General features: G+C 59.9%; 21 protein-coding genes and 2 pseudogenes. 17 read left to right on the top strand and 6 right to left on the bottom strand.

Features of this window, described 5'->3' with window-relative positions; all coding sequences use genetic code 11:
* Nucleotides 1-328 precede the first annotated feature (328 nt).
* From IEY38_RS13595 to IEY38_RS13645, 11 genes are all read left to right on the top strand, one after another.
* Nucleotides 329-1,426, top strand: a complete 1,098-nt coding sequence (locus IEY38_RS13595) for an ABC transporter ATP-binding protein (RefSeq protein WP_229775310.1) — start codon at nucleotides 329-331, stop codon at nucleotides 1,424-1,426.
* A 1-nt stretch (nucleotide 1,427) separates the two neighbouring features.
* Nucleotides 1,428-2,228: a creatininase family protein gene (locus tag IEY38_RS13600; RefSeq protein WP_188978610.1), complete on the top strand. Its 801-nt coding sequence runs from the start codon at nucleotides 1,428-1,430 to the stop codon at nucleotides 2,226-2,228.
* Between the two features lie 50 nt (nucleotides 2,229-2,278).
* Nucleotides 2,279-3,637 (top strand): ABC transporter substrate-binding protein, encoded by a 1,359-nt coding sequence (locus IEY38_RS13605; protein ID WP_188978612.1) that lies wholly within the window; start codon nucleotides 2,279-2,281, stop codon nucleotides 3,635-3,637.
* A 9-nt stretch (nucleotides 3,638-3,646) separates the two neighbouring features.
* Entirely contained in the window at nucleotides 3,647-4,585 is a 939-nt protein-coding gene (locus IEY38_RS13610) for a carbohydrate ABC transporter permease (RefSeq protein WP_188978614.1), read from the top strand.
* A complete protein-coding gene (locus IEY38_RS13615) occupies nucleotides 4,582-5,427 on the top strand; it encodes a carbohydrate ABC transporter permease (RefSeq protein WP_188978616.1) in 846 nt (281 codons plus the stop codon). Before IEY38_RS13610 ends, IEY38_RS13615 begins: the two co-directional genes overlap by 4 nt.
* 40 nt (nucleotides 5,428-5,467) lie before the next feature.
* Nucleotides 5,468-6,616 carry a hypothetical protein gene (locus IEY38_RS13620; RefSeq protein WP_188978618.1) on the top strand — a complete coding sequence of 383 codons (1,149 nt, stop codon included), beginning with the start codon at nucleotides 5,468-5,470 and terminating at the stop codon, nucleotides 6,614-6,616.
* 126 nt (nucleotides 6,617-6,742) lie between these two features.
* Nucleotides 6,743-7,912, top strand: a complete 1,170-nt coding sequence (locus IEY38_RS13625; protein ID WP_188978620.1) for a mandelate racemase/muconate lactonizing enzyme family protein — start codon at nucleotides 6,743-6,745, stop codon at nucleotides 7,910-7,912.
* A 49-nt stretch (nucleotides 7,913-7,961) separates the two neighbouring features.
* Nucleotides 7,962-8,804, top strand: coding sequence for an SDR family NAD(P)-dependent oxidoreductase (locus IEY38_RS13630; RefSeq protein ID WP_188978622.1), 843 nt, complete (start codon nucleotides 7,962-7,964; stop codon nucleotides 8,802-8,804).
* A 10-nt stretch (nucleotides 8,805-8,814) separates the two neighbouring features.
* Nucleotides 8,815-9,189, top strand: a complete 375-nt coding sequence (locus IEY38_RS13635) for a Rid family detoxifying hydrolase (RefSeq protein ID WP_188978624.1) — start codon at nucleotides 8,815-8,817, stop codon at nucleotides 9,187-9,189.
* Between the two features lies 1 nt (nucleotide 9,190).
* Nucleotides 9,191-9,829: an HAD family hydrolase gene (locus IEY38_RS13640; protein WP_188978626.1), complete on the top strand. Its 639-nt coding sequence runs from the start codon at nucleotides 9,191-9,193 to the stop codon at nucleotides 9,827-9,829.
* 451 nt (nucleotides 9,830-10,280) lie between these two features.
* Nucleotides 10,281-11,174 carry a hypothetical protein gene (locus tag IEY38_RS13645; protein WP_188978628.1) on the top strand — a complete coding sequence of 298 codons (894 nt, stop codon included), beginning with the start codon at nucleotides 10,281-10,283 and terminating at the stop codon, nucleotides 11,172-11,174.
* A gap of 15 nt (nucleotides 11,175-11,189) precedes the next feature.
* Here IEY38_RS13645 and IEY38_RS13650 read toward each other — a convergent pair.
* Nucleotides 11,190-11,303: pseudogene (locus IEY38_RS13650) on the bottom strand (IS5/IS1182 family transposase); the annotation flags it as partial.
* Nucleotides 11,304-11,405 (bottom strand): annotated as a pseudogene (locus tag IEY38_RS21935) (IS5/IS1182 family transposase); the annotation flags it as partial. It lies immediately after the preceding pseudogene.
* Between the two features lie 170 nt (nucleotides 11,406-11,575).
* On the opposite strand from IEY38_RS21935, the gene IEY38_RS13655 reads away from it, so the two are divergent.
* Nucleotides 11,576-12,508, top strand: a complete 933-nt coding sequence (locus IEY38_RS13655) for a DMT family transporter (RefSeq protein ID WP_188978630.1) — start codon at nucleotides 11,576-11,578, stop codon at nucleotides 12,506-12,508.
* Nucleotides 12,509-12,812: 304 nt separating this feature from the next.
* On the top strand, nucleotides 12,813-14,117 hold the full coding sequence (locus IEY38_RS13660) for a dicarboxylate/amino acid:cation symporter (protein ID WP_188978632.1): 1,305 nt from the start codon (nucleotides 12,813-12,815) through the stop codon (nucleotides 14,115-14,117).
* 195 nt (nucleotides 14,118-14,312) lie between these two features.
* Here the strand turns inward: IEY38_RS13660 and epsC are convergent, their stop codons facing one another.
* Nucleotides 14,313-15,176, bottom strand: a complete 864-nt coding sequence (gene epsC / locus IEY38_RS13665) for a serine O-acetyltransferase EpsC (protein WP_188978634.1) — start codon at nucleotides 15,174-15,176, stop codon at nucleotides 14,313-14,315.
* A gap of 151 nt (nucleotides 15,177-15,327) precedes the next feature.
* Between epsC and IEY38_RS13670 the strand changes: the two genes are divergently transcribed.
* Nucleotides 15,328-15,528 (top strand): hypothetical protein, encoded by a 201-nt coding sequence (locus IEY38_RS13670; RefSeq protein ID WP_188978636.1) that lies wholly within the window; start codon nucleotides 15,328-15,330, stop codon nucleotides 15,526-15,528.
* A 35-nt stretch (nucleotides 15,529-15,563) separates the two neighbouring features.
* Here the strand turns inward: IEY38_RS13670 and IEY38_RS13675 are convergent, their stop codons facing one another.
* On the bottom strand, nucleotides 15,564-16,457 hold the full coding sequence (locus tag IEY38_RS13675; protein WP_188978638.1) for a bifunctional methylenetetrahydrofolate dehydrogenase/methenyltetrahydrofolate cyclohydrolase: 894 nt from the start codon (nucleotides 16,455-16,457) through the stop codon (nucleotides 15,564-15,566).
* A gap of 317 nt (nucleotides 16,458-16,774) precedes the next feature.
* Between IEY38_RS13675 and IEY38_RS13680 the strand changes: the two genes are divergently transcribed.
* Nucleotides 16,775-18,286 carry an anthranilate synthase component I family protein gene (locus IEY38_RS13680; RefSeq protein WP_188978640.1) on the top strand — a complete coding sequence of 504 codons (1,512 nt, stop codon included), beginning with the start codon at nucleotides 16,775-16,777 and terminating at the stop codon, nucleotides 18,284-18,286.
* Nucleotides 18,283-18,855: an anthranilate synthase component II gene (locus IEY38_RS13685; RefSeq protein ID WP_188978642.1), complete on the top strand. Its 573-nt coding sequence runs from the start codon at nucleotides 18,283-18,285 to the stop codon at nucleotides 18,853-18,855. Before IEY38_RS13680 ends, IEY38_RS13685 begins: the two co-directional genes overlap by 4 nt.
* A 20-nt stretch (nucleotides 18,856-18,875) precedes the next feature.
* On the opposite strand, the gene IEY38_RS13690 is transcribed toward IEY38_RS13685, so the two are convergent.
* A complete protein-coding gene (locus tag IEY38_RS13690; protein WP_188978644.1) occupies nucleotides 18,876-20,732 on the bottom strand; it encodes a BCCT family transporter in 1,857 nt (618 codons plus the stop codon).
* 100 nt (nucleotides 20,733-20,832) lie between these two features.
* The gene (locus tag IEY38_RS13695; protein ID WP_188978832.1) at nucleotides 20,833-22,080 is read right to left on the bottom strand and encodes an NAD-binding protein; all 1,248 of its coding nucleotides are present in this window, start codon (nucleotides 22,078-22,080) and stop codon (nucleotides 20,833-20,835) included.
* 172 nt (nucleotides 22,081-22,252) lie between these two features.
* Between IEY38_RS13695 and IEY38_RS13700 the strand changes: the two genes are divergently transcribed.
* Nucleotides 22,253-22,663: an EamA family transporter gene (locus tag IEY38_RS13700; protein WP_188978833.1), complete on the top strand. Its 411-nt coding sequence runs from the start codon at nucleotides 22,253-22,255 to the stop codon at nucleotides 22,661-22,663.
* Nucleotides 22,664-22,732: the final 69 nt, after the last annotated feature.

Raw genomic sequence — 22,732 nt, forward strand, 5'->3', positions numbered from 1 at the left:
AGTCACAGGCACTCTAGCGTCGGTTTGAGTCATTCGTGTGTCTTGCGAGAGCTCAACGAGCGGCTTTCAATCTCATTGAAAGAAATTGGAGACGCCCTGATAGCCCGTTTTATACAAAGTAGTAGGTCTCTGCTCCGTATTCTGTATCACGGTATGAGATCGTACCTATCGGTGTGAGTTTTGTCCTCAGTTCAGAACCGCTGGCTGCACAGTCATACCGGGCGTTACCCGACAGTCGCCCTGCGGGTTTCGATGTGATTGGTCCGCCCGGCTGTGCCAGTACTACCAACATTTATTAATGATGGTTGCGATTCTTCTTCTACTCGGTATGAGCGAAGTTACACTATCAAACGTCAGCAAGGTATACGACGACAACGTCCTTGCAGTCGAAGACCTTTCTCTGGCCGTCGAGGATGGGGAGTTTGTCGTCGTTGTCGGACCATCCGGGTGCGGGAAGTCGACCACGCTTCGGATGATCGCCGGCCTCGAAACAGTCACCGACGGCGAGATCGCCATCGGTGGGGACGTAGTCAACGACGTTCGCCCACAGGACCGGAACATTGCGATGGTATTCCAGAGTTACGCCCTGTATCCGCATATGACCGTGCGGGAGAACATGTCCTTCGGGCTGGAGCTATCAGTCGAGTACGATGATCAGATCGAGCAACGCGTGACTGAGGCCGCCGAACTACTGGAGATTTCAGATCTCATGGATGACCTCCCGAAGCAACTCTCGGGTGGCCAGCAACAGCGCGTCGCGCTTGGGCGGGCTATCGTCCGTGACCCGGAGGTGTTTCTGATGGATGAACCGCTGTCGAACCTCGACGCGAAGCTGCGAACCCAGATGCGCACGGAGATCCAGCGGATCCAGGAGGAACTGGACGTGACGACAATTTACGTCACGCACGATCAGACGGAAGCGATGACGATGGCCGACCGGATCGTGATCCTCAATCAAGGCGAACTCCAGCAGGTTGCGCCACCGGAACGCTGCTACGATAAGCCCAACAACAAATTCGTTGCGGGGTTCATCGGATCACCGTCGATGAACTTCTTCGAAGTGAGTGTGACTAGCAGCGGTGGGCGCGCGACGCTGCACTCGGCGACTGTCGAGTTCACGGTCGACCTTGATATTCCGGACGGGGAGTACACGCTGGGCGTACGGCCGGAGGATTTCGTCGCCGGAGACGCTGGGGAGTACATCGAGACAGTCGTCGATGTCGTAGAGCCCATGGGCTCTGACAACTTCCTCTATCTGGAGACTGCAGGCGGATCGAACGAAGTCGTAGCCCGGGTCGATAGCGAATACCGTCCGGAGCGGGGCGACGAAATCGCGCTCGGGTTTCATACAGAGGATATGCATCTGTTTGGTCCCGATGGCGAGCGAGTGGAACTGAATCAGCCACAGCGGACAGAATCAGTGTAATATGTTGTACGATACTATCGGTCGGAAAGAGAGCGAGTGGGCTGGAATGACTGCGAGTCAGATCCGTGGAGTCGGCGAACAGTCGGGCTCTGTCCTCGTTATTCCCGTTGGAAGCGTCGAACAGCACGGGGACCACCTCCCGGTCGTCACCGACACACTTCTGGTTGAGGCGATGGTCGACACTGCTATCGAGCGACTGGACGACGTTCCTGTCGTCGTGACACCGCCAGTCTGGAGTGGGTTCTCACCACACCACCTGTCGTTCGGTGGGACTCTATCTCTCGAATTCGCACATCTGCGGGCTACACTCGAGGATATCGCCCACGCTGGCATCCAGAACGGATTCGATGCGGTGCTGTTCGTCAACGGCCACGGCGGGAACAGCTCCCTCATCGATGCTGTCGTGAGTACCGTGGGGGCCGACACGGATGCGGAAGTACTCGGGACGACGTACTTCCAGCTGGCATCGGATAGAATCGAGGAGATCCGAACGACCGAGACAGGCGGGATGGCCCACGGCGGGGAGTTCGAGACGTCCCTCATGCTCACGCTCCGACCAGACCTCGTTGGCGGTCCGGCGGTCCGCGACGGCGAACCGATGGACGAACACTACAGATGGGGCGGGCAGGACTTGCTTGACGGGGGCAACGTCGCCGTCTATCGATCGTTCGACGAGTATTCCTCGTCCGGGGCCATCGGGACGCCGAAGCAGGCGAGCGCGGAGACAGGTGAACGAATCCGCTCGGTTATCGGCGACGAACTCGCGGCCCTCATGACTGCGATTCACGAGTACAATGCGTGACCAATGAACGACACAAAGAACTATGTACATGGAAATAGGTGACATTAATGATGCAGCCCGATAACAACGACAGGTCTGTCGAGGACAGTATCGACCGCCGGCGGCTCCTCCAAGCACTCGGCGCAGGCGGCGCTATCGCCATCGCGGGGTGTAGCGGCGACGGTGGAAGCGGCGGTGATGGCGGTGACGGTGACAGCGAAAGCGGCGGTGATGGCGGCGACGGCGGTACGCAGAGCGTGCAGTTCCTCACGATGGGTGTCGGGGACAACATCAAGCAATTCTTCGAGGAGAACAACACAGCCTTCGAGGACGAGCATGACGTCGACGTTGAGTTCACCAGCGTTACGTGGGACAACGCACGGCAGACCGTCAACAACCGTGTCGACGGTGGCGAAGCCCCTGATGTCAGTCGGTGGCCGGCGCGCTGGATCCCCCAGCTCGTGGGTAAGGACGCGCTGGAGCCGCTTGACGACATGATGGACGGGGAGTTCGGTGAACAGTTCTACGACGGCGTGGCCGAAGGGACGATGTACAACGGGTCACACTACGGCGTGCCGTGGGCCGCCTCGAACAAGTGCCTCTACTACAACAAGGACGTCTTCGAGACGGCAGGGCTCGATCCCGAAGACCCGTCGCTCGATTCGTGGCAGGATATGCTGGATGCCGCAACGCAGATCCGCGACAGTGACGCGAGCGTCCCTGCACTGGGCCTTGCGGGGGCCGACGCGATCGAAACCGGGTCGCAGTACTACCACTACCACTGGTCACACGGCGCGGACCTCATCGACGACGAGGGAATGCCGGTCGTAAACTCCAGTGAGGCTGTCGATGCTCTCTCGTTGTACACCGACCTCCACCTCGAACACAACGTCACACAGTCGTCACCGCTCTCCTCGACGCGGCAGGACATCCGGCAACTGTTCGAGAACGGTGACCTCGGGATGGTCATCGGGCACGTGTATACGGGACTCAACATCACCACCGCGAAAGAAAACGGTGACGTCGACTTCGACTACGGTATCGTGCAGGTGCCGCGTGGACCTGAGGGACGGTACAGCCTGTTCACCATCGACACGCTCGCCGTCCTGAGTCAGAGCGAACACAAGGACCTCGCCCGGGATCTGATTCGGTTCTACTTCGACGAGGAGCGGCGGTTCCAGTACTCGAAGCAGAAAGGGTTCCTCCCCGTCGTCGAAGCCGTCGGCGAGCGCTCGTACTTTTCAGAATCGAAGAACTGGGGACCGTTCGTCAAGGCGGGGCAGTACGCCCGTGCCAGACCGAAGCTCGGCAATTTCAGCGAGTTCAACGACCGGATGGTCCAGGCGATTCAGGAAGCACTGGCGGACCGGAAGTCGCCGCAGAAAGCGCTCAACGATGCCCAGAGTGATCTCGAAGATGCTATGGAGTGACAGACAGGGATGAGTTTGGCAGAGGAATACACCGAGGCGTCCGATGGCTCACGTCTCGAACGAGGGCTCGCGTATGTCCAGCGCAACAGCCGAGCGTACCTCCTCATCGCCCCCGCAGCGGTGTTCCTGCTGGCCGTCGTCGGATACCCGATTATCGAGACGTTCCGGCTGTCGCTGTACCAGTCACCCGCCGATTCCAACATCGAGACGTTCGTCGGACTGCAGCACTACGTCGAAATATTCAACAGCGACATCTTCTACCGGCTGCTCTGGCAGACCGGCCGCTGGGTCGTCGTTGGCGTCGCGGGCAAGACACTGCTGGGGCTGCTTATCGCCGTTCACCTCAAGGGAGACATTCGCGGCCGGAAGTTCTTCCGCACGGCGTTTCTCATCCCGTGGGGGATTCCCTACGCCATCTCCGCGGTGGTGTTCCGCTGGATAGAGCACCCGCAGTTCGGCTACCTCAACGCGATCTTGCTGAAACTCGGCATCATCGAACAGGGTATCGGTATCCTCGGAAACCCGAGTCTGGCGTGGCTCGGCGTCGTCGTGGCTGATATCTGGATCGGGACGCCGTTCATGGCGATCATCTTCCTTGCGGGGCTGCAGTCGATACCGCAGGAGCTGTACGAGGCAGCAGCCATCGACGGTGCCGAGAAGTGGCACCAGTTCCGGTACATCACACTCCCACAGCTGAAAAGCGTCGTCCTGATCGCCACACTCCTGTCGACGATCTGGACGTTCGTCAGCTTCGACGTTATCTGGACGATGACCGGCGGCGGACCGATCAGTTCGACGGCAACGCTCGTCATCCACATCTATCAGGTGGGCCTCCAGAACGGGAACCTCGGGCGCGGAGCGGCCTACAGTGTCATCGGGTTCCTGTTCCTGTTGGTCTTTGCCATCATCTACCTGCGTATCTACACGCGCGGAGGTGACGAGCTATGACGATGGCAGGCCACGACCGGAGCGGTCTCCGCAAAGTCCGGCTCTACGGCGTGCTGATCGGACTGCTGGGGCTCATGATGTTGCCGTTCTACGCGATGTTCTCGAGTACGCTCAAGCCGGAGTCGGAGATATTCGCTGCGCCGGCGACACTGGTCCCCAGCGACCCCAGCTTCCAGGCGTATCTGCAGGTCTGGACACAGACCGACGTGTTGCTCTGGGTCGGGAACAGCTTCATCATCTCGGTAGGGACGGTCGTGTTGACGCTTCTGCTGGCGATACCAGCCGCCTACTCGTGTGCCCGGAACGACTTCGTGGGGAAGCGAACCTTCCTCCTCGCCGTGCTGGTCGTTCAGATGTTCGCACCGGTCGTGTTGATCGTCGGTCTCTTCGACGTTATCACGCAACTGGGGCTGTTCAACACCTATCTGGCTGTGATCGTTCCAGCAGCGGCGTTCACGCTGCCGTTCAACGTCTGGATGCTGTACGGGTACTTCAAGACCATCCCCGTCGCGCTCGAGGAATCAGCCCGTATCGATGGCGCGAGCCAACTGCAGATCCTGACGAAGATCGTACTCCCGCTGACGAAGCCAGCGCTTGTCGCCAGTATCACCTACACGTTCCTCTACGCGTGGAATCGGCTGCTGTTCGTGCTCACCTTCCTCACTGACAGTGCGAAGTACAACATTCCACGCGGTGTCTTCTCGATGGTCGGTGCGCTGCAGACCGACTGGCGGATGATGCTCACCGTCTCTGTCATCGGTATTATCCCGCTATTGATCCTATTCGCCTTCTTGGAGGAGTATATCGTGGCTGGCATGACAGCTGGCGCGGTCAAGGAGTAACCGCCTCTACTTTTATTATCACCGCGACAGTGGTTCGCGTATGGAATTCGCGATGTGGGCGTACCCGTGGGACCTGCTCGACGAGGGGCCAGCCGAAGTAGAGACGCGACTGCGTGACATCGGCATCGACGAGCTGAACCTCGCGACGAACTATCACACTGTGCAGGCGTTTACGCCACACAATCCGGAGCGGCGGACGCTGTTTGCCCGCGCGAGTTCGTATTTCGAGCCAGGCCCGGAGTACGGGGACCTCGAACCGGTTCCGTACGAGCGGATGGACGGGGACTGGGTCGCGGACATCGCTACTGGCCTATCGGAGGTGTCGCTCAATTCCTGGACAGTCGGCTGCCACAACTCCCGGCTCGGAATGGCCAACCCCGAGTACACGCTGGAATCAGCACACGGTGACGACCTGATCTTCGGCCTGTGTCCGTCCCAGCCCGCAGTCCAGACGTATCTCTCGGCACTGGTCTCGGATCTGTCGTCCCGCGATGAGTTCGCTCGGATCGAACTGGAAACGTTCGATTACTTCTACGGAACGGGCTTTGGCTGGCACCACCAGAAGATTCACGCGCAGTTGGGCATACTCGGAGAGTTCCTACTCGGAGTGTGTTTCTGTCCACACTGTCAGGAGAATGCGACAGTCGCGGGTGTCGATACTGAACGGGCACGCGAAACAGTAGCCAATACACTGGACGCTATCGTCGCCGGCGATGTGTCACATGACCGCTCACCGGAGGCTTGGCTTGCGGACCACAGTACTGTCGCTGCATACGTCGATGTCCGCGAACGGACGCTGGCGTCACTGTACGCCTCGCTGGCTGACGCCGCGGGAAAGACACCGCTTGGCTACTACGTCGGCGCACCGGAACCCGGCCGCGAGTGGATCGTCGGGGCCGACCTGCAAGCGCTCTCGGATCACGTCGATTACTACTGCCTGCCAGCTTACGAGTCATCAAGTGACGCAGTCATAGATGCCTATAACGCCGTTGAGACAGTGATCGATGACGTGCCACTCCACGTCGGTCTCCTGCCGGGCCATCCGGCTATCGACGACGAGGATACCGTAGTCGATATCGTCGAAACGCTCGACTCGAAGGGAGTGCCGCGGCTCTCGTTCTATAACTACGGACTGCTTCCGGAGCAGTCACTGGAGTGGGTGGAAACAGCCATCGAGACAGTGAGCTGATACTGTCGGGTGATATCCCGTCAAGAGCGGTGCTGCCACGCCGTAGCGATATATTCACGCGGTTACACCCAGCAGTGCGAGCGGGGGAAGCGGTACTTTGATATCGGTTCCCGAACGACAGGGTGCATGGAGATAACCGGCGTGTCAGCGGTAACTGTAGATGTACCGTTGGCTGACTTGGATGAGCATCTCGGCATCGGGCCGTACGTGACCAACCACGGGAAACTACACTCGATGGAACGTGTCCTCGTCCGCGTCGACACGGATGAAGGGATCAGCGGCTGGGGCGAGATGCGCGTCTTCTTGTCACCATCGGCCACCGAGTCGATTATCGAAGACGGCGTTGGACCGATGATTCAGGGCCAGTCACCGTTCGAAATCGAGCGACTCCGTCGACAGGTGTTCGTCGAGTACACGAACGTCGATATGTTCTTCGCCGCCGTCGAAACAGCCTGCTGGGACATCGTCGGGAAGGCACTCGATAGGCCCGTGTACGAACTGCTCGGCGGATGGACAGCACCGACACAGGGGGCTCAGCAACACCGACAAAGCGTCGATGGCAACAGTACTGCACCCGCTGACGTTCCCGTTGCCTTCTGTCTCGGCATCCTCTCACCCGAGGAGTCCCGTATCAAGGCGCGAGAAGCGCTCGAAGCTGGCTTCACTGTTCTCAAAACGAAGGCTGGGCGGGACTGGCGACAGGACGTCAAGCGAATCAAAGCGATGCACGATGAAGTCGACGGGCAGCTAGAGTTCCGACTCGACCCGAACCAGGGCTGGACGCTCGATCAGGCGGTTCGGGTCGGCGCGATGCTCGAAGACGAGGGTATCTACTTACAGTACATGGAACAGCCGATTCGGGTCGATTCACACACGTCGCTAGCTCGGCTCCGTCAGCGGCTCCGTCAACCGATCGCGCCGAACGAGGACACCTACATTTCGCATAATCTGCAGTCGCTCGTGGAAGCTGGTGCGATGGATGTCGGCGTTATCGACCTGACCCCGGCCGGCGGCATCAGTGGGATTCGACAGCAGGCCGCTATCCTCGAAGACGCCGGAGTTCCCTTTACCCACCACTGTGCGTTCGATTTGGGGATTCGGACTGCGGCAATCCTCCACGGGATCACCGGCATCCCGGGCTTTTCACTGCCCCCGGATTCGACGTACTACGGCTGGGAAGCGGACGTCATCGAGGCACCGTTCGAGGTCAGCGACGGCTGCCTCCCAGCCCCTGAGGGACCCGGCCTGGGTATCACTGTGGATATGGCTGCCATTGAGGAGTATCGAGTCACATGAGCGGCCAAGAGCAACTTTCAAGAGGGCAGCTTACGTGGGTGACCCTGTCATGGTAGAGCTATCATTAGCGGACCGGCCGGCCATTGTGACTGGCGCGTCGCGGGGTATCGGGCGCAAAATCGCAGCCCGGTTCGCCGAAGCGGGTGGCGACGTCGTCGTCTGCTCGCGCACCTACGAGGACGTGGAAGCGGTTGCGACGGAGCTAACCGAGACACACGAGGGCCGCGTCGTCCCGGTCGAGTGTGACGTTACAGACCGGAAGGCAGTGCGGAATCTCGTCGACACGGCCATCGAAGAATTCGGGGACATCCGCGTGCTTGTGAACAACGCTGGCGGGGCAGACGAGTCCGCCAACCTGTTGCACCGGTGTGACGAGGAGACCTTCGAATCGATGGTCGAGTTGAACCTGAAGAGCCAGTTCCTCCTGAGCAAAGAGGTACTGCCAGCAATGGTCGCCGCTGGCGGCGGCTCGATAATCCACATGGGCTCGGTCAACGGCCTGTTCGGTATCGGTCTCTCCGGCTACTCCGAGGCGAAAAGCGGACTCCTGGCGCTCTCACGAAATATCGCTGCCCACTACGGGCAGCACGGGATTCGCTCGAACGTTATTTCAGCGGCGACCATCGAAACAGCGAACAGGCGGGCAGAGATGGAAAACACGGAGGAACGGACCGGTGAAACGAGCGCCCGGGAGCGCTGGCTCGACCAGTATCCACTCGGTCGGTTCGGCACACCGCGGGAAGTCGCTGATACGACGCTGTTCCTTGCCTCCGAAATGTCGAGCTTTGTTACCGGTGAGAACCTGGTACTCGACGGCGGATTGACGACGAGCCTGCCGACATCGTTCATCAACGAAGTCTACGACGCGGACGATCAGCCGACAACAAATTGAGACAACATCCATGGAAGAACTGACAACTGACGACGCACCCGATAGTATCGGCCCGTACTCGCAAGGAATCGCCAGCGGTGACCGTATCTACGTTTCCGGACAGGGGCCAGTCGACCCAGACACCGGCGAGGTGATCAAGGGCACACCCGGTGAACAGACCCGTCGCACACTCCAGAACGTCGCTGCCGTACTGCAGGCCGGTGGCGCTTCGCTCGACGATGTGGTGAAATCGACGGTGTTCGTGAAGGATATGCGGTACTACGACGAGGTGAATGAGGTGTACGGTGAACTCATGTCTCCCCCCTATCCCGCTCGCAGCGCCGTGGAAGTCGTTAAGTTGCCAGTGGATATCGACGTTGAGATAGAAGTTATTGCAGAACGGTAGCATGTCGCATCTGGTAGTGTTCGACCTCGACGGGACGCTCACTCGACAGCGCGGTGGGTTCGAGCTATTGCACACCCTCTATGGAACGACATCGGAAGCCGAGACGCTGATGTCCCAGTTCGAGGCCGGAGAAATTACGTTTGCAGAGTGGTGTCGAGGCGCGGTCGATGTGTGGCGTGCGACCGATGTCACCAAGTCGGACATCGAGCGCGCGATACAGGCTGTCAAGCCGAAAGCAGGTGCTGTCGACCTCCTCAAACACCTCCAGGGAACGGATGTCCGATTCGGAATCCTCAGTGCCGGCGTGGCAAACCTTGCGACACAGTTCGAACCGTACGAACCGGCGTTTATTCGTGGAAACTGGCTTCGGTTCGAGGATGGACGTGTTTCGGGTATCGATGTCGGTGTCGGTCCAGACGAGAAGGGAGAATTACTGAGAAAGATTCGAATCAAGCAGAACCCCCCATCGATCACCTATATCGGCGACTCACACACAGATACGGAGGCGTTCGTCGAGGCAGATACCGCGGTGTTGTTCGACCCGGATGAGCGCGTTCCTGAAACAGCAATCGACGCAGCGGATACAATCATCGAAAGTGCGGATATCAGAAAGGTACAGAGCCATATTCTGACATTGTAGCCCAATACCCACTGATGGGGGCATATACTTTCAAATATACACCTTCCCCATTATCTTCTGCGACATATATCCCCATAACCGAAATATGCCACCCCATATGGCATAGATTACATCCAAATGTCCATTCTGAAGAAGGCTTAGCTTTCGGTGTGTGAACTGGACCGCTATCGACGTTACTCACTGACGTTCCGCTCTCGACCGTGTATTCCTCAGACGGCTCTATTGAAATATAATCGCATTGATACTTTTATACTGGCCCACTGTTGAGAACTGATATATCTGCCATGTTGAATAGTGACCTCTGAGTTACGGAGAGACGGTAGCGATTTTGAGACCACCAGCTGCAACTGCTAACAAGCCGGCTCAAATTTCGACAGCCTCCGCCAGCACCGCTATTCAGCAAAGCAGACATATCGAAGGCTATATTGACAGCCTAAGAGACAGATTGCGTATGCAAGTCCGCTCCAGTCGTGAACCGTTCCAGACGCCGGAACAACTGGACAGACGGTTCAGTCTTGTGGCTGGGGTCTACGTCGCCGCGCTGCTCTCACCAGCGCTATTACTCATCGTGGTACAGCGGCTGCAGGTGGTAAGTTGGCCAGTTGCGCTCGGCTCGCTTGGAGTAGTGGGGGCAGTCCTCACTGTCACTGTTACACGGATAGTTTCCCAGAGGGGCAAACTCGTTGCGTGGTTTGACTCGGCCTGGATTGCGGTCCTCATCCCCGCTGTCGGCATCCTCCCAATGGGTCTATATTCATTTCATTCTCTCCTTTTCGTCGCGTTCGCCGTTACCGATCTCCAGGCGGACAGCGCGGCCCATCTCGTTGGATTCGTCGGCTTTTTGCTGGGGGTCGTGGCCACGACACTGGGCGGGTGCCTCGTCCTCATGGCCCGCACTCAGCTGGCGAACGCGACGGTAGACGACGCCGACATCGCCGTCGAGTGGAGGGCAGGGTGGCCGCAACGCGCTCGGCTTAAGCTCATGGTTGGCACGCTTGCGGTTGTCGGCCTTCTCGCTGGACTGGCCGTCTGGCAACTGGGATGGAGAGCGGCAACTACCGTCCTACCCGGTGGGATTGTACTCGTGTTCATGCTCAGCTCATTGGTTACCGAGCGCACGTATCGCGCGACATCGGCGGGCCTAGAGCAACGTCGAGAAGGGCGATGGTCCATTTCCCGTCGCATCATCCCATGGTCAAGATTTGAAAGCTTCAGCGTGACCAATAACGCAATTGTCCTCCACCGGACGTTACCTTACATCGACATTCGATGCCGACGCTACCTTATCGACGACGAGGCAGTCATCGCGGCACTCGAAGACTATCTTGAGCGTCGGGGGTCATAGCATCTGCTCCCTCGATTAGAATGCCCGGTCAAGGTTGTGAGTAAGACAGGTGATCGTGAGCTCTCTAAATTGTTTCCACCAGTGCCTTGAGCGGATGAACGAACCGTACCTCCGTTTGAGGCGAGAGTTCCGATCGAACGCCTTACACAACGTCGAGAACGACGGGAGTTCCTCGAGATCAATTGTTCTCCAAATCCGAGGCATCTCGATAAGTTCGTCAAGCAGCATCCGGTCAAACTACTGCTCGATCCTGTAATCCTCTGAGGATTTCAACAGAGCCCTAGACAGATGCCGCCCGGCCATCGGCACTGCGTCAAGTGGTCGCTGGCGCAGTGGCAACATCTAGCAACTTGCGACAGCTTCGACGGCTCTTTTACTGTCGGGTAGTGACAGACAACTGAATGAGTCGCTATCGAACGACCGGTTGTTATCTCCTCCTCGCTGCAATCTGGGGTACTGCATTCATGGCGACAGATGTCGGCCTCGCCGACCTGCCGCCGGTACCGTTCGCTGCCGTCCGCTTTGACATCGCCTCCGTCCTCCTGTTTGCCGCGTTGGCCATCACAGGTTCACTAGAACGGCCACAGACCCGCGACGACTACGTGTATGTCCTCGCTGGTGGGACACTTATGATTGGCGTGCATCACGTATTCCTGTTCACCGGGCAACAGTACGTCACCGGAGCCGTCGCCGCCGTCTTGCTCGGTCTCGTTCCCGTCGTAACGCCCGCGCTCACAAAACTCGCGTCCAGCGATGACACGTTCACCGCGAATACGGGAGTCGGCGTGGTACTCGGGTTCGCCGGCGTTATCATCATTGCTGACCCCGACCCGGCGAACCTCCTCAGCAGCACGATCGGAATCGCGCTCGTGTTTGCGGCAGCGCTGGCGTTTGCCATCCCGGCCGTCGTGACGCACGACACCAGCCCGTCGATATCGTTTCTGGCCACGCAAGCATGGTTGATGGCTATCGGGGCCGTTGTCCTCCATGTCACCGTGCTCGCGCTCCCCGGACAGTCGTTTGCAGACGCATCGTGGACACCGTCTGCGGTTGCGGCGCTGTTGTATTTGGCTGTCGTCGCCGGTATCGGCGGCTTCCTGCTGTACTTCCGGCTACTTGACCAGCTGGGTCCTATCGAGATGAGCTTCATCGAGTACGTGATTCCGCTGTTCGCCGCGCTTGCCGGCTGGCTCGTGCTCGACCAGCAGGTCACGCTCGCCACCGTCGGTGGGTTCGCGTGTATCCTGCTGGGATTCATCGCGGCGAAGTGGACGGCGTTGCGAGCGGAACTGCGTCGGGTCGTCGAGCCGAAAACCAGTCCACCGGCAGACTAATTAGGAACAGCGATCACAGGCTGTCATTGACTTGACCATGCTGCCGGATTCAAAGAAATCGACAGTGGATCGAAAGGCGGTAAGAATGACCGCCAGACCGGAGTGGCAACGGCGTCGCGCTTCTGGAGACAACTGAATTGCAACCGCTATTTTGCTATCTTTTCAGAGGATCACGGGCAGTACTTGGCATTTGATAATAAACCCGGCTCCAAACGGAATCTTGTAAGAGCAGACCGCATCATAGCCGCGTGCACATACTGGCGGGGCTAACGGGTTTTTATAAGACTACCCGATGCTGTGTAATATGATACAACCCATTCGCACGCTATGGAGCCGGTATCGATCTATCCCGCTCATCTGGCGCATCTTTGTCGCCTTCGTACTGGGCGCAGGTGCCGGTATCGCGTTCGGGGAACAGATGGCTGTAGTCAGACCAGTGGGCGACCTCTTCCTTCGTCTGCTCAATATGCTGGTCATCCCGATTATCGTCTTCACACTGCTGACCGGGATTCGGCAGCTTTCGCCCGCAAAGCTCGGAAAGATCGGCGGTGCGACAGTCGGTCTCTACGCCCTGACGACGACTCTCGCAGGTATTATTGGTCTCGCGGTTGCAAACGTTCTCCAGCCGGGCCGTGGGCTCGAATTCGGCGGCGGTGAAGCGCAATCGCAAGCACCGCCGTCGTTGCTGGATGTGGTTCTCGGAATCGTGCCGAACAATCCCGTCGCGGCGCTCGCAGAGGGGAATCTGCTGGCGACGGTGTTCTTCGTCATCGTCTTCGGAATCGCGCTGACATACGTCCGCGCCCAGCAGGACGCGCTCGCAGAGAGTGTCGATTCAGTGTTCGAGGCCTTCGAAGTGGGTGCTGAAGCGATGTTCGTCATCGTTCGAGGGGTGCTCGAATTCGGTGTGCTCGGCGTATTCGCGTTGATGGCGTCCGGAATCGGCACTGAAGGTATCGGCCTGTTCTCCTCACTGGGCGAGCTCGTGTTGGCAGTCACTATTGCAATCGTCATTCACATCGGCTTCACTTATCTCGTTTTCCTGATGGGCGTGGTTGCCGATGTCTCCCCGATTGCGTTCCTCAGCGGGGCGAGAGACGCGATGGTGACTGCGTTTGCAACTCGGTCGTCGAGCGGAACGCTACCCGTCACGATGCGTAATGCAGACGAAGACCTGCAGATCGCCGAACGCGTGTATTCGTTCACGCTCCCGGTCGGTGCAACGGCGAACATGGACGGGGCCGCCATTCGGCAGGCAATCACCGTAATGTTCGCCGCAAACGTCGTCGGACAGCCACTGGTGCTTACTGAACAGGTTTTCGTGTTGATTGTGGCTGTCCTCATCAGCATCGGCACCGCTGGCGTTCCGGGAGCGGGCATTGTCATGCTCACTGTAATTCTCACGCAGGTCGGCCTCCCGCTGGAGGTCGTTGGGTTCGTCGCCGGCGTTGACCCGATCCTCGGACGGATTGCGACGATGAACAACGTCACTGGTGACCTCGCGGTTTCGACCGTTGTGGGGAAGTGGAACGACGGACTCGACCTTGGTGAGGGCGTCTGGTCACGAAATCTGAGCGGAGTCGCCGAGTTCGTTCCCGGTGATGACTAGAGGGCAGCGGTAGAAACAGACCCTAATGCTGGTACAGTTGTTATTCTAATCTATAAGAACAGAACCACGTCTCGTGGCTGGACTGATAACGCCAGTATGAGGGGATCTGGGACGATCACACCAGTTAGAAGCGTTTTTCCGGCCAATTCGTCGGATCGCTACAGTCTCAGAAACCGCGCAGTACCAGTTTCAACGTTATTTGGTTCGTTTCCGTTCCTGCGTCGGGTGGTCCGTGACGTACACTTTCGTATCGTCCGGAACGTCGTCGGTGACCCAGGAGTTCGCCCCGATGCTAACGTGGTCGCCTACACTAATAGCGCCCAAGACTTTCGTGCCCGCGCCGATGACGACGTGATCGCCGATATCCGGATGCCGTTTGTATCCCTTCTTGAGTCTGTGTTCGTCGCTCTCGTCGGCCTCGAAGTGGAGCGCGCCAAGCGTCACGTCCTGATAGAGACGGACCCACTCCCCGACAGTGGTGGTTTCGCCAATGACGACACCGGTTCCGTGGTCGATGAAGAAGTGGTCGCCAATTTCGGCGCCGGGGTGGATGTCGATGCCGGTCTCAGTCTTGGCGTATTCAGTGAGTTCGCGAGCGTACTCGGACGCCCCAGCTTCGTAGAGGGTGTGTGCGACCCGTTGGACGAGTATCGCCATGAACCCCGGATAGGACCGGATGATCTCCATGTACGTCTTCGCCGCCGGATCGCCTTTGAACGCGGCCTCGACGTCTTTTTTCAGCCGAGCGCGAACGGTGGGGAGCTGGTCAATGACTGTGGCGACTGTCTCTGCCGGGTCCGATCCCGAGTACGGTCTGATACCCGAATAGAAGAGCCCGCCGAGGGTATCAAGCTGATCCAGAACAGCGAGTTCGTCCCGGACCAGTGCGGCAGCGTTCCAGCAGGTCGGAAAGAACAGTCGCTTGAGGATGTCGACCTCCGCTCGGCGGTGTTCTCGCCGCGGGAATTCCATCTGAGTCTGGGTAGGGAACGGCGCTTCGTCGGCCTGGTACGCCGCGAACAGTCTCTCGTGTGTGTCGCCTGTGTAACAGTAGTCCATATCGGATTATCGGGCCGAAGCATCTTAGTATTGAAACAACAGTTGTCTTTTCGACCACATGTTGTGTTCTCGCTAGCAGAGTAGCCCTGAAAACGAGCAGAATCTCACAGTGAGAGATAGCTATTTGATACTGGCTTGTCATCGAGTCAGTATGAACGGCGAGTGCTACTTCTGTCACGGCATCGTTTCAGCACCGGAGGACGGCCACATCTGGCTGCGTGAACACGACAGCCACGAGGTGTATATGCACGAACAGTGTGCCAGCGGACACAACGTCATCGAAGGAGGACAGAACCCGGCGGGTGAACTCCTGATTACGTGCCCGGAGTGTGGCGAAGTCGAAACAGTGTAACACGGGTGGTTCTGCGGACGGGCAGCAGTCCCAACCTACGGGAGTGTAATATCGACGCCGGACTGCAGGCTAGCCGCTTTCACCGTGTTGTACATCAGCATCGCAATGGTGAGCGGGCCAACACCGCCAGGGACTGGGGTGATGGCGTCCGCTTTTGCTTTGGCGCTCTCGAAATCCACGTCCCCGACGAGTTCGTACCCCTTATCCGTGTCAGCGTCGACCCGGTTGATACCGACATCGATGACCGTCGTGCCGTCCGAGAGCATCGATCCGTCTATCATCTCTGGAACCCCGGCGGCGGCTATCACGATGTCGGCGTTACGAGTCTTTTCGGCAAGATCGTCAGTTCGTGAGTGACACACAGTCGTCGTCGCGTTGCCACCCGGCCCGTACTGGATAAGCAGGTTCGCCATCGGTTTGCCGACGATGTCCGAGCGGCCGACGACGACGGCGTCTTTCCCCGCCGTCTCGACACCAGTTTCGGCCAGTATTTTCTGTATTCCGTGGGGCGTGCAAGGTTTGTATCGCGCGTTCCCCGCGACGAGTCGGCCCACGTTTTCCGGGTGGAACCCATCGACATCTTTCATCGGGTCGATGCGAACCAGCACGTCACGCTTGTTCACGTGGTCGGGGACCGGCATCTGGACGAGGATTCCGTGAACAGCCGGGTCCGCGTTCAGTTCGTCGATGGTCCCAAACAGCGTCTCGGCCGGTTCGTCCGCGCTGATTTCGTAATGGAACCCCTCGATGCCGATCACCTCACAGGCCTGTTGTTTCATCGAGACGTACGTCTCACTCGCGCCGTCATCGCTCATTAGCACCGTCGCCAGCCCCGGTGTGACGCCCTCGCTGATGAGCGTATCCGTGCACGCCGCGACGCCCGCTGTGATCTGGTCGCCGATCTCGTTGCCGTCGATTATTGTAGTCATTATTGCTGTGTTCGCCATCAGCCCGAGAGTCCCCGATCAGGCGCCCAGACCGGGAACCGCTGCTGGACGGTCGGCTGTCGGGGCCGGGCAAGCGTTCGATACCCGTCTCAAACCCCGCAGGTATAGTGGGTGATGTGGAATAGTCCAACCGTTGAAATCCCACCGGCTATTCGTCCAGTGAGCAACCACAAGCGGTAGACAATTCGACAGTATATCGGCTTCAGGGGCAAGGGACCGAAAGTTTTTGTCATGACCCATGTTTGGTCTACACAACCACACTGAGAGGCATGGGCCTCTCGTCCGGGAGCAACTGCACTATGACTGAGATTCGATTCAGCACCGATAAAGAATCGTTCATCGAAACTGCGAGGGCAGCAGCAGACGGCACCCGTGTGCCGGTTGAGGCGCGCGTCACCGTTGCCGACCCGTTCGAAGCGTATCGCCGCGCCCGCGACGGGAACACAGACGGCTTCTATCTCGAAACGACCGGCGGGCAGTCGGGCTGGGGGTACTTCGGCGTCGCTCCGGTCGAGCAAATCGAGGTCACTGCGGGAGCGACGCCCGCAGAGGATGGCGGTAGTCCAAGTATCGAGACCATCGACGAGCTACTCGACCGCGAACACCTGGAACGGGGCGACTGTACGGTTCCATACCCGTGTGGCGCGTTCGGCTGGCTTTCCTACGACGTAGCACGGGAACTGGAAGACATCCCAGAGACGACCATTTCGGATGGCCTTCCACGGCTCCAGTTGGGTGTATTCGACTGCGTCGCCGCGTGGGAGGAGCCACACGATGGAGAGGTCGAACTGCACGTGACGGCGTGCCCCATCGTTGATGGGTCACCTGAAGCGGCATTCGAGCGCGGCCGGGAGCTGGCCCGCGAACTGGCAAAGGACGCCGTCCACGGCGAGCGACACGTCGAAACCCAGCCAACCGCTGCGACGCAGGCCACGTTCGAGAGCGAGTGCGGCGAAGCGGCGTTTGCTGACCGCGTCCGGCAAATAAAACAGTACGTCACGGACGGCGACACGTTCCAGACGAACGTCTCACACCGGCTGACCGCCCCGGCGGCCGTCCACCCGGTCGACACCTTCGACGCCGTCCGGCGGGTGAACCCGGCCCCGTACTCGGCCCTGCTTGAGTTCCCCGGCGTCGACCTCGTCAGCGCCAGTCCGGAACTCTTGCTGGATGTCGATGGCGACCAGTTGCTCACGGAACCGATTGCCGGGACGCGCCCGCGAGGTGATACGCCCGCGGAAGACGAGGAACTGGAGGCGGACCTTTGCAGCGACGAGAAAGAGCGGGCCGAACACGCGATGCTGGTCGACCTCGAACGCAACGACCTCGGAAAGGTCAGCGAGTACGGGTCCGTCGATGTCGCTGAGTACCGCCGCGTCGACCGGTATTCGGAGGTGATGCACCTCGTGTCGCTCATCGAAGGGGAATTGCGCGACGACGTGAGCATCGCCGACGCAGTCGCCGCGGTGTTCCCCGGCGGCACCATCACTGGTGCGCCGAAACCGCGGACGATGGAGATTATCGACGAGGTGGAGACGACGCGTCGAGGGCCTTACACCGGCAGTATCGGGGTGTTCGGCTTCGACGACCGGGCGACACTGAACATCACTATCAGGACGCTGGTCCACTACGACGGCGAATACCGGCTCCGCGTCGGGAGCGGTATCGTACACGACTCCGTTCCAGAGGCGGAGTACCGGGAGACACTGGACAAGGCCCGGGCGCTCGTCACAGCTGTCGACGAAGCCTTGGGCGAACAGGGGTCGTTCGCGGTCGAATCCGGGACCGAACCGATGGAGGGAATCCGATGATACTCATCATCGACAACTACGATTCCTTCGCCTACAATCTGGTCCAGTACGTCGGCGAGTTCGACGATGTCACGGTTCGCCGGAACGACGCTATCGACGTGGCGGACATCCGCGAACTCGACCCGGACGGCATCGTCGTCTCCCCTGGCCCCGGAACGCCAGCGGAGGCCGGCGTATCGATCGACGTTTTCGCCGAGACAGAGTACCCGGCGCTTGGCGTCTGTCTGGGCCACCAGGCCCTCTGTGCGGCCCACGGGACCCCTGTCGGCCACGCACCGAGTGTGGTCCACGGGAAGCCCTCGGAAGTCCGCCACGACGGGACGGAGCTGTACGACGGGGTCGACGATCCGTTCGAAGTGGGGCGGTACCACTCGCTGGCCGTCGAGGCGACCGCGCTCCCGGACGAGTTAGAGGAAACGGCCCACACCAACGACGAGCAGGGGGTCGTGATGGGCGTCCAGCACGTCGAAAAACCACACATCGGCGTCCAGTTCCATCCGGAGAGCATTCTCACCAACGCCGGGAAACAGCTGGTCGAGAACTTCTGTACCGGGATCACCGAGGCCTGACCACACCGCGCGAGTAGGGCCTACTTTTCTTCTGGTGGGTCCACGTCGTGATGGGTCTGGATGTCCGGCAGTTTCCTGACGGCGCGCCTGACGAGTGACGTATGGTCCCGCTCGTTCCGGTACCAGGTCACGGTCAGCCCGCCGACCGCTACGAGCGATATCACGGCGAATGGGCCGCCTGTCAGGACGGCCAGTGCCTGTAACGTCTCAGCACCTCCGAAGAGCAACACCGAGACGGCGACCGCACCCTGGAAGACCCCCCAGAAGACGATATGCGTCGCCGACGGCGCGATTTCCCGTCGCGTCGCCAGAACTGAAACGACGAGTGTTGAGGTGTCCGCCGATGTGGCCATGAACACGATGATGAGCGCGAGAAACAGGAACATGAGGAGCTGTCCCAGCGGCAACGATGACAGCAGCGGGAACCCGGCGACAGCCTCCGAACCACCGCGTTGTGCGATAGCGGCGAGAATATCGGCCCGGCCCGTCTGCTGGACGAACAGCGACGTGCCACCGAGCAAGAGGAACCAGACCATCGTCGCCGCCGAGGTTGCGACGACGCTCGTGAACACGACGGTCCTGACCCGGCGACCGCGGGAGAGGGCGGCGATGAACAGCCCGGCGAAGGGAGCCCAGGAGAACCACCACGACCAGTTCCAGACGGTCCACTCCGCAACCCACTGCCCGCCGGTGTGAAGGCTCAGCGGGACGAACTCTACCACGTATGTCCCGAGTGCCTGCGTCCCGCGCTGGAGGATGAACGACCGTGGCCCGACGGCGACGACGAGGAGCGCGAACAGGCCGAACAGGACGATGTTCAGACCGGCGATGCGACGGATACCGCGGTGAATCCCGGTCGCACTGGAGACGACGAATATCAGCGTCAGTCCGCCGACGAACAGGACCGGTCCGATTTCACCGGCCGCCACCCCCCACTGGTAATTGATGCCAGCGAGGAACTGCTCGCTCACGAGCGCAACCGAAGTGGCGATGCCGCCGATAGTGGCGAAGACAGCCAACGTATCGACTAGTTTGGTCCAGCCCGAATCCAGCCCGTCAACGCCGAGAATCGGTGCCAGCACCGTCGAGACTCGGAGCGGCGCACCCCGTGTGAACGCGAAGTACGCTATCGGGACGCCGATGACGGCGTACGCGCTCCAAGCAGAGACACCCCAGTGAAAGAGGGTGTACACCAGCGCGCCGTTGATAGCGTCCGGCGACCCGGCGGTAGCCCCGATGTACGGCGGCGGCTGATCGTAATGAAACAGAGCCTCCGTGGGCCCCCAGAACACCAGTCCGGCCGCGATGCCGGCAGTGAACACGAGCGTGAAGTACGTCGGGTACGTGTAGCTGGGCTCCGTGTCCGGACCGCCGAGTTTGATGTCGCCCCACGGCCCCACCAGCAGGAACAGGCAGTAACAGACAGCGAGGAAGACGGCAGCGAGAAACAGCGGACCACCGGTACGCAGCACCGTGGCCGCCGCAGCATCGACAGTGCCCGTCGTCCGTGTTGGGAACGCCACCTGTAGCCCGAAGAACCCGGCGAACACGAGCACCGGGAACACGAGGACAGCCGGTTCGTGCTGGGTGAGAAATCCCCGAACGGCCTGCCAGACATCAGTCTGTCGGACACGCAGGAAGACGTCGGCCGCGGCTGGCGCGGTAGTATCTTCGGAGTACGGAAGCAGCGCGATGTAACACAGCCCCGAGCTGAAAAACACGAGCGCGACAGTCAGCCATGCCGGCCCGGTCACGGCTTCGCCAACGAGCGTCGGAAAAAAGAATCCCGCGAGTACGAGCGCCCCGGACGCGGCGCACAGTGGCACCAGTAGCCGGCCGACGATCTCCGCAATGCCACTGGCGTCCGAGGTGGCCATACCTCGATATTCAGTGTCGAATACATATATTACTATCCCAGAACGCCACTGAAACTGGCGACTGTAGCGGTCGAGACCAGCGTCGCTGAAGGTGGCTGGGTCACTCGGAGTCAGCAGGGTTGCTCCCGTCGTCGGTCTCGATTTCGGTTAGTAGCGACTCGGTCGGCCCGCGACCTAGTACCGACTGCCCGAGGAGCCGGCCGCCGATAGAGCGGGGGTTGATAACCTCGTCCGCTCCGACCGCGCGGAACTTTTCGACGTGCTTCTGGTCAGTCGCCGCCGCGACTGTGCGGATGTCCGGATTGACGTTTTTCGTCGCGATGACGGCCAGCACGTCGCGTGCGTCGTCGTTGCTCCCCACCACAACCCCGTTTGCAGTCCCAACGCGTGCGTCCCTGAAGATGTCTTCGTCGGTAGGGTCACCGGTGAGCAGATTCACGCCCTCGCCCTGCAGCGACGCGACCGTTCCCTCGTCGGGCGTGACGACGACGACCTCCGTCTCGTCGCCCAGTTCTTCGAGTAGCGATGCCGTAACGTCTCCGTACCCCAGAACCACGATGTGGTCCTCGAGGAGTGTGAGTTCTGATGCAGTCATAACTCCGAACGCTGTTGCCATTCTTGATTCGATAGCTGGCCCGATGAGCGCACCCACGGCGACAGTGAACGCGCCGGTCCCGAACAGGATAATCGAGAGCGAAAACCACCGTGCCTCCGCCGTCACAGGTGTGATATCGCCGTAGCCGACCGTGGCGATGGTGACGACGACATAATACACGGCATCGCCCCAGCTGTCGAGTTCGAGGAACTGGCCCCGAAGTCCGTACGCACCCACGGTTCCGTAGAGAACGACGCCGAAGATCGCCGACAGCGACGCGATCTGGATCGGCGAGAGGTCGAGCGACTGGTCGAACCGGTGTCGGTTTCGGACTACCAACGGGTACGTGACCAGCGTCATCACCAGCAGGGGGATATCCGTGGGCTGAAAGGTGGCAAGTGGCAGCAGTGTCAGACCGAGAAAGACGACGGCTGCCACACGCCAGGCGAGCCGTTTGCGTCGCTGGAGTCCGACCGTCACGATGCCGAGGATAAACGCGAACAGCACTCCGCCGAATCGGACGAAAGGTAACGGAAGGTCGACCACTGCGGCCAGTGGACCATTGAGTGCAAGCGACGCCTGGCTGAGATTCGAAAGGCCGGTCACGAACGCCAGAAGTGCGACCACGCCGGTCAGGACGACCGTCGGCTTCGCACCGGATAGCTCGTCCCACTCGACGAACGGAATCCTGTCGGCAGGGTAGAACACGTCCTCGAGTGTCCGTTCCGACGAGTCTTTCGGGACGTTATCTATTACCACACTCTTGTCGGAGTCGATATAAAAAACACGCGGCGAGCGGACACCGAACTCAAGACAGCGGGGCCCGTACGATCGGATCAATGCGTCGATTGCACGATGCCAGATGTCGCTGTTCGCCAAGAGCGCTCAGAAAGAACTGGAACCGATTCACGCGGAGGCCGGACGGATGAACGCCGCCGTCCTGTTCGGGCTGGGAACGATGATCGCCTGGGGATTCTGGATCGCGTTTGGGAACGTCGCGTCGAGTACAATGGACCCGGAAACCGCGGCGTTCGTGTCGTACGCAGCCGCGACAGTCGTTACTGGGATATACGTCGTCGTCTCAGGTGCATCGTTCGTCGTCACGAACCGGGGGATGATGTTCGCCGGCGCGGCGGGCGTCGCGGCGGCCGTCGGCGTGGTCTCGACGTTCGTCGGTGTGACTGTGGGCCCCACGTCGATCGTATCCACCATCGGTGGAATGTACTTTATCACTGCCGCAGTCATCGGCGTCATCGCGTTCGGGGAGTCGATGACGCTGACGAAAGCCGCCGGCATCGGGCTGGCGCTGATAGCAATTGTCGTCATCAATCAGTGACTGGACACAACTGGTTGGCTTTCGAGAACGTTGTGTGAGTATGACCCGCTACGGCTGGGATTTATACAG

The sequence above is a fragment of the Haloarcula sebkhae genome (genome assembly GCF_014647415.1).
Classification (GTDB): Archaea; Halobacteriota; Halobacteria; order Halobacteriales; family Haloarculaceae; genus Haloarcula; species Haloarcula sebkhae.

Coding starts and splice junctions, on each gene's coding strand:
- IEY38_RS13595 (WP_229775310.1), top strand. CDS start 329: ATGAGCGAAGTTACACTATCAAACGTCAGCAAGGTATACGACGACAAC.
- IEY38_RS13600 (WP_188978610.1), top strand. CDS start 1,428: ATGTTGTACGATACTATCGGTCGGAAAGAGAGCGAGTGGGCTGGAATG.
- IEY38_RS13605 (WP_188978612.1), top strand. CDS start 2,279: ATGCAGCCCGATAACAACGACAGGTCTGTCGAGGACAGTATCGACCGC.
- IEY38_RS13610 (WP_188978614.1), top strand. CDS start 3,647: ATGAGTTTGGCAGAGGAATACACCGAGGCGTCCGATGGCTCACGTCTC.
- IEY38_RS13615 (WP_188978616.1), top strand. CDS start 4,582: ATGACGATGGCAGGCCACGACCGGAGCGGTCTCCGCAAAGTCCGGCTC.
- IEY38_RS13620 (WP_188978618.1), top strand. CDS start 5,468: ATGGAATTCGCGATGTGGGCGTACCCGTGGGACCTGCTCGACGAGGGG.
- IEY38_RS13625 (WP_188978620.1), top strand. CDS start 6,743: ATGGAGATAACCGGCGTGTCAGCGGTAACTGTAGATGTACCGTTGGCT.
- IEY38_RS13630 (WP_188978622.1), top strand. CDS start 7,962: ATGGTAGAGCTATCATTAGCGGACCGGCCGGCCATTGTGACTGGCGCG.
- IEY38_RS13635 (WP_188978624.1), top strand. CDS start 8,815: ATGGAAGAACTGACAACTGACGACGCACCCGATAGTATCGGCCCGTAC.
- IEY38_RS13640 (WP_188978626.1), top strand. CDS start 9,191: ATGTCGCATCTGGTAGTGTTCGACCTCGACGGGACGCTCACTCGACAG.
- IEY38_RS13645 (WP_188978628.1), top strand. CDS start 10,281: ATGCAAGTCCGCTCCAGTCGTGAACCGTTCCAGACGCCGGAACAACTG.
- IEY38_RS13655 (WP_188978630.1), top strand. CDS start 11,576: ATGAGTCGCTATCGAACGACCGGTTGTTATCTCCTCCTCGCTGCAATC.
- IEY38_RS13660 (WP_188978632.1), top strand. CDS start 12,813: ATGATACAACCCATTCGCACGCTATGGAGCCGGTATCGATCTATCCCG.
- epsC (WP_188978634.1), bottom strand. CDS start 15,176: ATGGACTACTGTTACACAGGCGACACACACGAGAGACTGTTCGCGGCG.
- IEY38_RS13670 (WP_188978636.1), top strand. CDS start 15,328: ATGAACGGCGAGTGCTACTTCTGTCACGGCATCGTTTCAGCACCGGAG.
- IEY38_RS13675 (WP_188978638.1), bottom strand. CDS start 16,457: ATGACTACAATAATCGACGGCAACGAGATCGGCGACCAGATCACAGCG.
- IEY38_RS13680 (WP_188978640.1), top strand. CDS start 16,775: ATGACTGAGATTCGATTCAGCACCGATAAAGAATCGTTCATCGAAACT.
- IEY38_RS13685 (WP_188978642.1), top strand. CDS start 18,283: ATGATACTCATCATCGACAACTACGATTCCTTCGCCTACAATCTGGTC.
- IEY38_RS13690 (WP_188978644.1), bottom strand. CDS start 20,732: ATGGCCACCTCGGACGCCAGTGGCATTGCGGAGATCGTCGGCCGGCTA.
- IEY38_RS13700 (WP_188978833.1), top strand. CDS start 22,253: ATGAACGCCGCCGTCCTGTTCGGGCTGGGAACGATGATCGCCTGGGGA.